Genomic DNA, 13359 nt, shown 5'->3' with positions numbered 1-13359 from the left:
AAGAGAAAATCATTTACAATATAATTTTTTTATTTACTGAAAAATGATTTTCCCTAAAATTTTAAAATAATAATTTTTTATCAAAAGTTATAAATTAGAACCAAACTTCTGTTTGAACTCCAAACTGAACACCTTTATTACGCTCTTTTCCATCCGAATCAACTCTTATAAATTTCTTATCTCCCAATCCATGTCCATAAGTTACAAATGCTCTAATTTCAGGTCTTCCCCAGAAATTATCCGTGTCAAGTTTCAAAGTTGGAGCAACTGTTAATTTGAATAGTCCGCTGTCGTAGTTTGTATTTCCTTTATCAACTTTCACATAGTCCAGTCCTGTTTCATATTGCATAGCAAAATGTTGTGTAATTGGATTGACAACTCTTATTCCAGTTGTTACCCATTGTTGTTTTTGATCTTTTTTTCCACCAAAATTTTTATCGTATCTATAACCTAATTCAGGCATAATTTGCCATCTGTCTGAAAGATTTGCTTGACCGTATGTCACTAAATTCACAGAGTAAGCGTCTTTTCTAGTATCTCCCCAAGCAGTAGCACTTCCAAGTCCACTTCCAGAACCAAGTCCTTTACCACCTTGAAGAACTATTTTAGAAGATCCTTTGTCCTTTAATCCATAAAAACCAGGCAGGCTATAACTTACAGAACCTTGTGCTCCCCATTCAGTTATATCTTTATCTATAGAATCTGATTTCATTGTGTGTCCTGCTAGTTCAAAAGCCCATGGTCCTACTGAATATCTTGAATGAAGTGTATATTCAGGATGATCGCTAGGATCGTTTGCAATTAATGCAACATCAGCTGCTCCAGAACCAAGTTTAATATTTTGAATTCCTGCACCTGTTCCTGAATAGTTTCTAATATAATAGTCATTTATATGAATATCTTCTCTTGCATAATATCTTTTTCCTGCCCAATAAGTAGCTCCATCATTTGGAGTTATATCAACATAAAATTGTCTAGTTTTAAATGAATCGTTTTCAGAACCTGGATTTGTTGAACTTCCTGAAGTCCATGTTTTATATTCGTCTCCTGCACCTGATTTTGTTGAAAACATATAGTGAACTGAACCTTTTGCTCCATTTACATCAAATTTTTTAACCAATTCTAATTCAGCATAAGTGTCATCTTCATTACCTAATCTATATTTTTGAGCAAATCCTTCATCTTGAACTTTGAATGAGCTTCCTTTATCTCCATTTTGATTTATAAGAAGTCCTGCTCTTCCATAACCGTGAAATTCAAATCCATCAGTTAATTTTGATATGTCTAATGCTGGAGCTTCTGCTACAACTGGAGCAGGAGCTTGTTTTTCAGCAATTTGTTTTTGTAATTCTTCTTTAGTTTCTCTTAGTTCTCTTTCAAGTCTATCCACTCTTTCTTCAAGTGTTTCTGCATTTACAAATGTACAAGCCAGTAAAAACGCTGTTAGAGCCAGTAATAGCCTTTTTTTCATAATAAATCCCTCCATATAATTTTTTATTAATATTCTATTTAATTCAAATCTTTATATAAGTATATCCCAAATTTTTTCATTGTCAATACCAAATAAATATTTTTTCTAAAATTCATATTTTACTTTTATTGACAAAAAAAAATGAATGTGATAAATTTATTTTAGAAAAGTAAAAAGTGAATGAATGGAGGAAAATAAAATGTTTTTAAAAAATAAATCTTTTTCGCCATATATGACAATATTGCTCTCATTTATGGTAGTTACAATTTTAGGTGGGATTTTGTTGTCTTTGCCAATTTCTATGAGGTATGGTAAAAGTGTGAAATTGATTGACGGATTTTTTATAGCAACTTCAGCTATTTGTGTGACAGGGCTTTCCAGTATTGATATAGGCAGCGTTTATAATATTTTTGGGCAAATGGTGATTTTAGTATTGATCCAGCTTGGAGGGCTTGGAGTTATAACATTCACCTCAGTTATAATCATTATGATTTCCAAAAAAATTGGGTATTACACGAAAAAAATCGTTCAGGAAGATATAAATATTGACACGACTTTTAAAATCGAAGAATATGTGAAAAAAGTTATTTTTTCTGTAATTATCATTGAATTTATCGGAACTGTTATTTTATTTTTTGAATTTATAAAAAAATTTGGTTTTTTAAAAGCAGTTTATTATTCTTTCTTTCATTCTGTTTCGGCTTTCTGTAATGCGGGATTTTCACTATTTTCAGATAATTTATACGGATTTAAAAATAGTTTTATAATAAATATGACGATTCCGCTTCTGATATTTTTGGGTGGAATTGGATTTTCAACGATTTTAAATTGTTATAATGTTTTGCGGAAAAAAGAAAAAAGATTGACTTCAACAACTAAATTAAGTATTAAAATATCTATTTTCTTAGTAATAATAGGAATGATTGCGATGTTAATTTTGGAATATTCCAATAAAAGTACAATTGGAAATTTATCTTTTGGACAAAAATTGGAAGCATCATTTTTTCAAAGTGTAACGACGAGAACAGCAGGATTTAATACAATTTCAATTTTGGGTCTAAAGAGGTCAACTTCACTATTATTTGTTATTCTTATGTTTATTGGAGCTTCCCCTGGATCAACTGGTGGCGGAATAAAGACTACAACGATTGGACTTATAATTTTAGGAACTTTAGCGACATTAAAAAATAAAGATACGATTGAATATGATAAAAGAAGCGTAAGCTGGAGGATCTACAGTAAAGCAATAACTGTATTATTCATTTCACTTATTTATACGACAATTTGTGTATTTTTATTGATTTTATTTGAAAGGAATAAGAATCTTTTGGATTTGGTTTTTGAAGTGTTTTCAGCGTTTGGAACAGTTGGACTTTCAAGAAATTTGACTCCAAGCCTTGCGGACATTTCAAAATTTATACTTATAGTTACGATGTTTGTTGGAAGAGTTGGTCCACTTACAATTGCTTTGGCATTATCGAAGTCAAATTTAAAAAAAGGACGTTACACTTATCCACAGGAAAATATTTTAATAGGATAATTTTTAGGAGGAAAAAATGGCAGGATATTTAGTTATAGGAGCGGGAAAATTTGGAAGAAGTATTGCAAAGACGCTTTATAATCACAACGAAACTGTGCTTGTAATCGATAAAAATGAAGAACTTACACAGCAGATAATAGATGACGGAATTGTTGGAGAAGCGGTTTCTTTTGATGTAACAGAAGAAAATTCTCTAAAAAAAGTGGTGAGCAGTGATGATTTTGAAGTGGCTTTTATTTGCATTGAAGGAAGTTTGCAAACAAGCGCATTAGTTACAGTTATGTTAAAGGAGCTGGGCATAAAAACAATTATTTGTAAAGCTATTACAAAAATTGAAGGAAAAATTTTAGAAAAAATTGGAGCGAAAAAAGTTGTATTTCCTGATGAAAGTGTTGGAAGAGAATTAGCTTTTGAATTTTTAAAGCCAGATGTGACAGAGCATTTGAAATTTTCTGAAAAATATAGGATTTTTGAATTTAAAGCGCCTAAAAAAATTATTGGAAAAAGTCTTATCGAGCTGAATTTAAGGAAAAAATATGAAATGAATGTAATTGGAATAAAAAGAAAAGGCGAAGAACTGAGAATATCGCTTTTGCCAGATGAAAAAATTTTGGAAAATGATATGCTTTTGGTCGTTGTAAATGTTGAAAAAATGATACAGTTTAATAGGGAATATCTAGGGAATTAGAGGTTAAACAAAACGAGGTTAAACAAAACTTTGACAATCATTTTATACAAATTTAAAATATAGGCTTATTTTTGTATATACAATTATAAAATAATGTAAAAAAGTATATAATAAATAAAAAATAATTGTGGATAAATAGTTTTTTATTAAATAAAAAAATTTTTGGAGGGAAAAATATGAAATTGAATGATTTTAAGGAAATTGAAAACTATCAGAAAGAGAGAGAGAAAAAAGAGCTGGATTTTATTTTAAATCTGACTCAAGAATCTTTTGAAGACAAGGAAAAAGAAAAGGAGTGGAATAAACTTAGAACTTCGTTTGCACTTTATACCGAAGGTAGGATTAAAGATACTTATATGACAAGACCTCGATTTTTTGAAAGTAAAATAGACATTGAAGACTTTGAATATTTATTAGACGTTGTGCAAAAATATTGTGATGGAAGACTTCATCTTACAACTAGACAAGATTTTCAGCTACACGGAATGAAAAAAGAAAATTTACCAAAAATTTTGGAGGTTATTTCAAAAAGAGGATTTTTTACAAAAGCGACTTGCGGAGATTCAACCAGAGCTGTAATTACTCCCGAAACAACTGGATTTGAAGAAGAAGTTTTTGACGTTTCGCCTCATGCTAGAATTGTTACTGACTACATTTTAAACGGTCGCGAATTTATGCACTTACCGAGAAAATATAAAATTGCTTTTTCAAATAAAGAAGAAAATTCACTTTATGTGAAAATAAATGACATTGGTTTTCAAGCGGTTATTCAAGACGGGAAAAAAGGATTTAGAGTGTATGTTGGCGGAGGAATTGGACCAATTTCGACTAATTCGATTGTTTTAAGGGAATTTATTGAAGAAGACGAATTTTTGTATTATATTCATGCAATAAGAAATGTGTTTAATGACCATGGAAATCGTAAAATTCGTGCTAGAGCAAGACTTCGTTATGTTTTGCTAAATTTAGGGGAAGAGAAATTCTTGGAATTGTGTAACGAATATATTTCTAATTTTTATGCAGAAAAAGGGGACAGCCTTAAAATTTATACGAGAAAATTGCTTGAAGAAAGAGAAATTTTGGATAGAGAAAAAGAATTAGAAAAAATAAAAATATTTTCTAGTGAAGAAAATACGGATGAAAGTATTAAAAACGACGAATTCTTGAAAAATGAAAAAAATATCGTGGCAGGAAAGTATAAAGGAGAATACGGATATTATTTAAGACCTGCGAGAGGAAATATTTATAAGGAAGATGGAGAAAAATTAATTGAATTTGTAAAAAATTTGGATTACAAAGTTGAATTGAAACTTACAAGTTTTCAAAGTATTTTGGTTCGTGGACTTAAAAAAGAAGATGTATTAAAATTAAAAGAAATTATGAGCGAATATTACGGAGGAAATGAATTTTACAGTTCATATTCTTGTATTGGGAGTACGACTTGTAATGTTGGAATTTTGGATACTCCGCCAATTTTGGACTACATTTTTGAATTTTTTGACAACGATGAAAAAAGAGAGCTTACAAATTATTTGCCACAAATAAAAGTTACTGGATGTCCAAATTCTTGTGCAACTCCGCAAATCGCTAGACTTGGTTTTAGTGGAAGAAGAAAAAAAGATGGGGAATATTTTGCAATTTTTGCAAGGGGAGAATTTAGTGGAAAAACTGTTAAACTTAATGAAAATTTGGGAGAAATAAAAGCAAATAAAATACCATATTTTCTTGAAGATATTGCAAATATTATAAAAAATGAAAATATTGAATTTGAAAAATTTGCAAATGAAGATAGATTTCTTGGATTAATTGAAGATTACAAAGAAATTGAAGTAAAAAATGTTGATTTTAACGAATTTCGTAAAATTGATGCCGAAAAGGCTTGGTAGAATAAAGAAAAGGGAGGGAAAATCATGTATGTTGAATTAAAAGATGTGAATAAGATGTACAATGACTACAAAGCGTCAAATGACATCAATTTAGGAATAAAAAAAGGAAAATTAGTAGCATTGTTAGGACCTTCTGGAAGTGGAAAGTCAACAATTTTGCGAATGATTGCGGGACTTGAAACTCCTGATTCAGGAGAGATAATCATTGACAAAAAAGTTGTAAATGATATTTCACCAAGCAAAAGAGGAATTGGCTTTGTGTTTCAAAATTATGCGCTTTTTCGGTATATGACTGTTTTTGACAATATTGCGTTTGGACTAAAAATTATGAAGGAAAAAAAAAGTGTCATAAAAGAGAGAGTTAAAAAACTTATGAAACTTGTAAATATTGAAAATTTGGGAGATCGTTATCCAAATCAGCTGTCTGGTGGACAAAGACAAAGAGTGGCTTTTGCAAGGGCATTAGCACCAAATCCAGAACTTCTTTTGTTAGACGAGCCTTTCGCTGCAATTGATGCCAAAGTTAGACAGGAGCTTAGAAACTGGCTTCGCAAAACCATTGACAAAGTTGGAATTACGAGTATTTTTGTGACACACGACCAAGAAGAAGCGATAGAAGTTGCTGATGAAATAATTGTCACAAATAAAGGGAGAATTGAGCAAGTGGGTTCTCCCAAAGAAATTTACAGTAATCCAAAAACTGCATTTGTGGCAAAATTTATGGGAAATCCGATTGAGCTTGAGAGCATAAATAAATTTAAGGGATTTGAACATTTGGAAAATAATTCAAAAGCGATAATTAGAGCAGAAAATGTTACGATTATAAAAAATGGGGAGCGATTTAGATATTCGGCTTCGACTGAAAAAGGGGTTGTGGAATATACACTTTTTCGTGGAAAAGAAGTAGAAGTTGGAGTTAGAGTTAACGGGATTCTAATAAAAGGGAATAGAAAAATTGAAGAAGATGCGGTTTTCAATAATGAAGAAGTGAATGTATATATTTATCGTGCTTTTGTTTTTGATAATGACGAAAAAGTGAAAATTTTGGAAAATGCAAATACTCGAAATCAAAACGATGTCGTAATTTAAAAACTTATAAAAAGGAGGTTTAATGTGCTAAAAGTAAAAGAACTTGAAACGGATGTGCTAATTATCGGGGGTGGAACAGCTGGTTGCTATGCGGCTGTAACAATTAGCAAAAACTCTGATTTATCGGTGCTTGTTGTAGAAAAAGCGAATATTAAAAGAAGCGGATGTCTTGCAGCTGGAATCAATGCCATTAATGCGTATAATGTGAAAGGCAGGGTACCGCAAGATTATGTAGATTACACGATAAAAGATGCAAATGGAATTGTGAGAAAAGATTTGGTTTTAACCGCTGCAAATAGATTCAACGAAATTACGGCTGAGGTTGAAAAATTAGGACTTGTAATTTTGAAAGATGCAAACGGGGAATATGTCAACCGTGGAAATAGAAATATTAAAATAAATGGAGAAAATTTTAAACCGATACTTGCCAATGCTGTGAAAAAGTCTAAAAATGTAAAAGTATTAAATACTGTAAATATAACAGACTTAATCACAGAAAATGGCGAAATTAAAGGAGCGGTAGGTTTTTCTATAATAGAAAATGCGGCTTATAAAATTTTAGCAAAAAAAGTGATTGTTGCGACAGGAGGAGCTTCTGGACTTTATAAGCCAAATAATCCAGGCTTTTCCAGACATAAAATGTGGTATCCGCCATTTAACACGGGTGCTGGATATGCAATGGGAATAAAAGCTGGAGCAGAGATGACAACTTTTGAAATGAGATTTATTGCGCTTAGATGTAAAGACACGATTGCACCAACTGGAACGATTGCACAGGGAGTTGGAGCAAAGCAAGTAAACTCAAGAGGCTTTGTATATGAGGATAAATACGGAATTACAACGAGTGAGCGGGTTTATGGAACAGTTAAGGAAAATCAGCTGGGAAATGGTCCATGTTATTTAAAGACGAGTGGAATTACCGATGAAGAAAGTAAAAGTTTGTTAAAAGCGTATTTAAATATGGCGCCAAGTCAGACGCTTAAATGGATAGAGAGCGGGAAAAATCCAAATGAGCAGGATGTTGAAATTCAAGGAACAGAGCCTTACATAGTTGGAGGACACACAGCGAGTGGATTTTGGATAAATACGAATAGAGAGACGACTGTAAAAGGTCTTTATGCAGCAGGAGATGTAGCTGGAGGCTTTCCACAAAAATATGTCACAGGAGCATTGGCAGAAGGGGAAATTGCTGCACTTGACGTAATTTCAAAGATAAATTTGGAAAATGAAAAAAATAAAGAAAATCAAAATTTTTCTGAACAATCTGAGAAAATAATAAAAGAATATGAAAATATTTTAAATTTTGAGAAAAATAAGATAAATGAATTTTCAATAGAAGATTTGGAAGAGGGAATGCAAAAAGTGATGGACGAATACGCTGGAGGAATTTCTACAAATTATCAGTTTAATGAAAAACAGTTAAAATTGGCGGATGAAAAAATTTCTCAGCTAATCGAACTTTCAAAAGGTGCAAAAGCGGAAGATATGCATGATTTGATGTTTGCATATGAATTAAAAGATAGACTTTTAGTTTGTAAGTCATTAATTGCACATTTGCTTTACCGAAAAGAGACGAGATGGCACACATTTAATGAAAATTTGGATCATCCAAAAATGGACGAGAAATTTTTTAAATATGTTAATTCAAAATTGATAAATGATAAGTTGGAAGTTTTTACAAGAGAAATAGTGAAGGAGGATTTCTATGAGCATAGTAATTGATCCATTAAAGTGTATAGGCTGCACAAAATGCACACAAGTCTGTCCAGGAACTTTGATAGAAATGACTGATTTAAAAATGGATAATAAAAAAGCGGTTATGAAATATCCAAAAGACTGCTGGGGCTGCGTTTCATGCGTAAAAGAATGTCCAGTGCAAGCAATTTCATTTTTTTTAGGAGCTGACATCGGAGGAAATGGAAGTACAATGGTAACGAAGGAAAAAGGCGATATTCTGAGCTGGATAATTGAAAAAAGGGATGGTACAACTCAAGTGATTGACATCAATAGAAAAGATGCAAATAAATATTAGAAAATATAATTTTGGATAATAAAATTTTTTTTGATTTATAATTAATAAAAAATTAAAAAATAATAAAAATATAATTTTAAAGTGATATAATTAAAATAAATTGAGCGTTTTATATTTTTAAGGGGGAAATAAGAATGTCAAAATTATTTAAACTAATTGTTATTATTCTAACAATGATGTCATTAGTTGGTTGTGATGGATATTTATGTGAAATGGGTTCGAGAACAGCGTGTATAAGATACGACCACAATTATGAAAAATAAAAGTTATCATTAAAATTTTAACAATATTTAGCAAGAAGTCTCCTTCTTCTATAAGTGGGAGATGAATTGCAGAATATAGCTTGAAATAACAGCTCTTATATGGTATAATATTCATAGTCAGGGCAGGGACAGACCTTTGAGCTTGGTAAATATATTTGGCTAGCAAAAGCAGATACTTCCCAAGAAGCTCCCTCTTCTACAAGTGGGAGTAGTTCACTTATTTTGTAAAAAGATTAGGTTAAATATAGTATTAACCGGTCTTTTTTTATTAATACTAAATCTCATTTGAATAACCAATTTATTAAAATTTTTTCAACAAGGAAAAAAGACTTAATATTTCTAAATAATTAATACTATTCCCTGTTTAAAAAGTGAATATTTATTTTAATTATTTAAAAGAAAATATCAGATTTAATCTAATAAAAAGATTTATAATGTATTCGTTATTCAAATGGGGTTTAGTATAAGATATAATTTTCGCTTTTTAAATGGGTAATAGTATAATTTAATTTTTATTCTTAAAAATAGCAAATTATGATTTTAATATAATATATCTTAAAATAATTTTGAAAATCAAAGTAAAATTAAGTCTAATTAATTTGTATATACAATTGATTGTACAAATGTTATATGCGATAATGAGCTATGAAAAATAAAAGTAAACGTAAAAATTATTTATAATAAAAAAAAGAAAAGGAGAGTAAAATATGAAAGAATTATCTCATTTAGATGAATTAGAAGCAGAAGCGATATATATCATAAGAGAAGTAGCGGCGGAATGTGAAAATCCAGTTATGCTTTACTCAATTGGAAAAGACAGTTCTGTTATGCTGCATTTGGCAATGAAGGCATTTTATCCAGAAAAACCGCCATTTCCGTTTTTACATGTGAACACGACTTGGAAATTTCGAGAGATGATAGAGTTTCGAGATAGGAGGGCAAAAGAGTTGGGGATTGAGATGCTTGAATACATTAATCCTGAAGGCGTTGAAAAAAATATCAATCCTTTTGACCACGGCTCGTCTTTTACAGACATAATGAAAACTCAGGCGTTAAAACAAGCACTTAATAAATATGGATTTACTGCCGCATTTGGTGGTGGAAGAAGAGATGAAGAAAAAAGTCGGGCAAAAGAGAGAATTTTTTCATTTAGAAATTCAAATCAGGCTTGGGATCCAAAAAATCAAAGACCTGAGATGTGGAAACTTTATAATACTGAAATAAATAAAGGGGAAAGTATCCGTGTTTTTCCAATTTCAAATTGGACTGAAAAAGATATTTGGGAATACATAAAAAGAGAAAATATACCAATAGTTTCGCTTTATTCAGCAAAGGAAAGACCTGTTGTAAAAAGAGGATCAAATTTAATTATGGTGGATGACGAGCGAATGAGATTAAATGACGGAGAAGTTCCTGAAATGAAAATGGTAAGATTTAGAACGCTTGGAGATTACCCGCTTTCAGGTGCTGTTGAATCAAATGCCGTAACTTTGGAAGAAATAATAGATGAAACATTAAGTTCGGTGGAATCAGAGCGTACAAGCCGTGTCATTGACAGCGATAACGGTGCTGGAAGCATGGAAAAAAGAAAAAGAGAGGGGTATTTTTAATGGCAAAATTATTGAAATTTATAACTTGCGGAAGTGTGGATGACGGGAAGTCCACTTTAATTGGAAATATTTTATACAACTCCAAATTACTTTATGCGGATCAGGAAGAAGCACTTATTTTGGACAGTAAAGTTGGTTCAAGAGGCGGTGCAATCGACTATTCGCTACTTCTGGATGGACTTATTGCAGAAAGAGAGCAGGGGATAACGATAGATGTGGCATATCGTTATTTTACGACAGATAAGAGAAGTTTTATAGTGGCAGACACTCCTGGTCATGAGGAATATACTAGAAATATGGCTGTTGGGGCATCCTTTGCACAAGTTGCAATTTTACTTTTAGATGTCACAAAAGGAGTTTTAATTCAAACTAGAAGACACACAAGAATTTGTTCTTTAGTCGGAATTAAATATTTTGTTTTTGCGGTAAATAAAATGGATTTGGCAGATTATAGCAAAGAAAAGTTTGACGAAATTGTGGCACAGATTAATGAACTTGCAAGAGAACTTAATTTAGAAAATATTAAAATTATACCTGTGAGTGCAACTGAAGGTGACAATGTTACAACAAAATCAAAAAATATGGAATGGTACAAAGGTGAGAGTGTTCTTGAATATTTGGAAACAGTCGATGTTACAAGCGAAGATAAAAATTCATCTTTTTATGTCCCAATTCAAAGAGTTTGTCGACCAAATCATGAATTTAGAGGATTTCAAGGGCAAATCGAGAGCGGTGAAGTGAAAGTTGGACAAACTGTAACTGTGCTGCCAAGTAATGAAACTGCCGTTGTAAAATCAATTTTAAATGGAGATAAAACCGTAGATAGCGCTTTTGTAGGACAAGCAGTAACTATTCAGCTGGATAGGGAAGTGGATGTGAGCCGTGGTTCGGTTATAACTGACAATAATGAACTTTTTGCATCAAAAAATATAAGTGCAACATTGCTTTGGATGGACGATGATAAATTGACAATTGGAAAAGAGTATTTGGCAAAAATTGGAACTAAAAAAATTCCTGCGATAATTAAAAAAGTTGAATACCAAATTGATGTAAATACTGGAGAAAAGATAAAAATAGATTCAATAACTAAAAATGAAATTGCACTTTGTGAAATAGAGTTTTCGGATAAAGTGATAGTTGATAAATTTAAGAAAAATAAGGTTTTGGGAGAACTTATCTTAATTGATAGATTGTCACATCAGACGGCTGCCGCTGGAGTTGTGGAAAATGTGAAAGTTAGCGAAGAAATACCGTATTTTCAAAAAGATGACATAGTTATAAAAAATGGTTATATTTTTGAAGAAATGTATTTTGACTTAAAAAACGCAAGACTTTCTAAATCTGAAGAAAATAAAAAAACTTATTTTGTGGATGACAAAATTACTGGAAAAGGGGATAGTTTTGAATATCCAGAATATTTTGACATTATTTCAGTTGAAGATGGCGCAGCAGTGCTTGTGAGAAATTATAAAATTTTTGATATAATTAAACTTTCTGATTATCATTACACAGGACTTCCGCTTGTAGATACAGGGGGATGTGCACTAAATATCAATAAAAAACAGGATATGCAAGACTTTTTAGAAGACTGGCAAAAAAATAAAAATATTTCTGAAATTCATAATAAATGGGCGAAATTTGAAACTTATAGAAGAGTTGTGAGCACCGATTACTCTTATGTGATATAGCACAAAAGGGGGAAAAATGGGAATAAAAAATTTTAAAATACCAATAATTCTTATTTTTGCAGCAATAATTTTATATACAATTGGAATTATAAGACAAAATGCTAAAATTAAAAATAAAAAATCTCAAATAGAAATTACAAATGTTTCATATGATCCAACTCGTGAATTATATGAAAAATATAACAAGGAATTTTCAGAATATTATAAAAAGACATATGGAAAAGATGTAAGAATTGTGCAGTCTCACGGTGGTTCAGGTTCTCAAGCTCGTTCTGTAATTGAAGGGCTTGATGCGGATGTTGTAACTTTGGCGCTAGAAAATGATGTTTCGCTTTTGGAAAAAGTTGATTTATTAGGAAAAAACTGGATAAATAATTTTCCAGGAAATTCTTCGCCATATACTTCGACAATTGTGTTTCTCGTTCGACGGAAAAATCCTAAAAATATAAAAGATTGGGATGATTTGACAAAAAATGGAGTAAAAGTCATAACTCCAGATCCAAAAAGCAGTGGAGGAGCTTGTTGGAATTTTTTGGCGGCTTGGTCTTATGGAATGAAAAAATTTGGAAATAATAATGAGAATAAAATTAGTGAATTTGTGAAAAAAATTTATAAAAATGTAGCGGTTATGGATTCTGGGGCTAGAGCTGCAACTACAACTTTTGTGGAAAATGGACAAGGAGATGTGCTTATTTCTTGGGAAAATGAAGCACTTGCAACAGTGAAAGAATATCCAAATGACTTTGAGATTGTTTATCCGACTATAAGTATTTTAGCTCAGCCGACGGTTGCTGTAGTTGATAAGATTGCAAAGAAAAATGGAAATTTTCAAATTAGCCAAAAATATTTGGAGTATTTATATTCGGATAAAGCTCAAAATATTATAGCACAAAGCGGATATAGACCGTATAATAAAGAAATACTTGAGAAATATAAGGATAAATTTAATTTGAATATGAAACTAACAACAATAAAAGATTTTGGTGGATGGAAAAAAGTTTATGAGAAATTTTTTGAAGAAGGTAAAATTTTTGACAAAATTATGGAAAATTAAAATATAGGTTAAAATATAGAATAGAATAGAAAGGAAGT

11 protein-coding genes are annotated in these 13359 nt (G+C 31.1%); 10 read left to right on the top strand and 1 reads right to left on the bottom strand.

The annotated features are described in order from the left end of the window. Nucleotides 1-94: 94 nt before the first annotated feature. Nucleotides 95-1471, bottom strand: coding sequence for a carbohydrate porin (locus BCB68_RS06085; RefSeq protein ID WP_157697359.1), 1377 nt, complete (start codon nt 1469-1471; stop codon nt 95-97). Between the two features lie 199 nt (nt 1472-1670). Here BCB68_RS06085 and BCB68_RS06080 point away from each other — a divergent pair, with 199 nt between their 5' ends. The 10 genes from BCB68_RS06080 (at nt 1671) to BCB68_RS06040 (ending at nt 13321) form a co-directional block, all read left to right on the top strand. After that, nucleotides 1671-3011 carry a TrkH family potassium uptake protein gene (locus BCB68_RS06080; RefSeq protein WP_094079963.1) on the top strand — a complete coding sequence of 447 codons (1341 nt, stop codon included), beginning with the start codon at nt 1671-1673 and terminating at the stop codon, nt 3009-3011. A gap of 16 nt (nt 3012-3027) precedes the next feature. Then, entirely contained in the window at nt 3028-3699 is a 672-nt protein-coding gene (locus tag BCB68_RS06075; protein ID WP_094079962.1) for a potassium channel family protein, read from the top strand. A 176-nt stretch (nt 3700-3875) separates the two neighbouring features. Continuing rightward, nucleotides 3876-5585, top strand: coding sequence for a nitrite/sulfite reductase (locus tag BCB68_RS06070; protein WP_094079961.1), 1710 nt, complete (start codon nt 3876-3878; stop codon nt 5583-5585). A 24-nt stretch (nt 5586-5609) separates the two neighbouring features. Further along, nucleotides 5610-6674 (top strand): sulfate/molybdate ABC transporter ATP-binding protein, encoded by a 1065-nt coding sequence (locus tag BCB68_RS06065; protein WP_094079960.1) that lies wholly within the window; start codon nt 5610-5612, stop codon nt 6672-6674. A gap of 24 nt (nt 6675-6698) precedes the next feature. Beyond that, nucleotides 6699-8396: an adenylyl-sulfate reductase subunit alpha gene (locus BCB68_RS06060; protein ID WP_237048573.1), complete on the top strand. Its 1698-nt coding sequence runs from the start codon at nt 6699-6701 to the stop codon at nt 8394-8396. Further along, nucleotides 8380-8706, top strand: coding sequence for a 4Fe-4S dicluster domain-containing protein (locus BCB68_RS06055; protein ID WP_094079958.1), 327 nt, complete (start codon nt 8380-8382; stop codon nt 8704-8706). The genes BCB68_RS06060 and BCB68_RS06055 overlap by 17 nt, the downstream gene beginning before the upstream one ends. Before the next feature lie 134 nt (nt 8707-8840). After that, entirely contained in the window at nt 8841-8969 is a 129-nt protein-coding gene (locus tag BCB68_RS10970) for a hypothetical protein (RefSeq protein WP_257789796.1), read from the top strand. A gap of 707 nt (nt 8970-9676) precedes the next feature. Continuing rightward, nucleotides 9677-10579: a sulfate adenylyltransferase subunit CysD gene (gene cysD / locus BCB68_RS06050; RefSeq protein ID WP_094079957.1), complete on the top strand. Its 903-nt coding sequence runs from the start codon at nt 9677-9679 to the stop codon at nt 10577-10579. Further along, nucleotides 10579-12267, top strand: a complete 1689-nt coding sequence (locus tag BCB68_RS06045; RefSeq protein ID WP_094079956.1) for a sulfate adenylyltransferase subunit 1 — start codon at nt 10579-10581, stop codon at nt 12265-12267. Before cysD ends, BCB68_RS06045 begins: the two co-directional genes overlap by 1 nt. Before the next feature lie 16 nt (nt 12268-12283). Continuing rightward, complete coding sequence (locus BCB68_RS06040) at nt 12284-13321, top strand: sulfate ABC transporter substrate-binding protein (protein ID WP_094079955.1); 1038 nt, start codon at nt 12284-12286, stop codon at nt 13319-13321. The last annotated feature ends 38 nt before the right edge of the window (nt 13322-13359 follow it).

Origin of the sequence: Leptotrichia sp. oral taxon 498, assembly GCF_002240055.1 — a bacterium.
Taxonomy (GTDB): Bacteria; Fusobacteriota; Fusobacteriia; order Fusobacteriales; family Leptotrichiaceae; genus Leptotrichia; species Leptotrichia rugosa.
This window is presented reverse-complemented; position numbering and strand designations above follow the sequence as displayed.

Coding starts and splice junctions, on each gene's coding strand:
- BCB68_RS06085 (WP_157697359.1), bottom strand. CDS start 1,471: ATGAAAAAAAGGCTATTACTGGCTCTAACAGCGTTTTTACTGGCTTGT.
- BCB68_RS06080 (WP_094079963.1), top strand. CDS start 1,671: ATGTTTTTAAAAAATAAATCTTTTTCGCCATATATGACAATATTGCTC.
- BCB68_RS06075 (WP_094079962.1), top strand. CDS start 3,028: ATGGCAGGATATTTAGTTATAGGAGCGGGAAAATTTGGAAGAAGTATT.
- BCB68_RS06070 (WP_094079961.1), top strand. CDS start 3,876: ATGAAATTGAATGATTTTAAGGAAATTGAAAACTATCAGAAAGAGAGA.
- BCB68_RS06065 (WP_094079960.1), top strand. CDS start 5,610: ATGTATGTTGAATTAAAAGATGTGAATAAGATGTACAATGACTACAAA.
- BCB68_RS06055 (WP_094079958.1), top strand. CDS start 8,380: ATGAGCATAGTAATTGATCCATTAAAGTGTATAGGCTGCACAAAATGC.
- BCB68_RS10970 (WP_257789796.1), top strand. CDS start 8,841: ATGTCAAAATTATTTAAACTAATTGTTATTATTCTAACAATGATGTCA.
- cysD (WP_094079957.1), top strand. CDS start 9,677: ATGAAAGAATTATCTCATTTAGATGAATTAGAAGCAGAAGCGATATAT.
- BCB68_RS06045 (WP_094079956.1), top strand. CDS start 10,579: ATGGCAAAATTATTGAAATTTATAACTTGCGGAAGTGTGGATGACGGG.
- BCB68_RS06040 (WP_094079955.1), top strand. CDS start 12,284: ATGGGAATAAAAAATTTTAAAATACCAATAATTCTTATTTTTGCAGCA.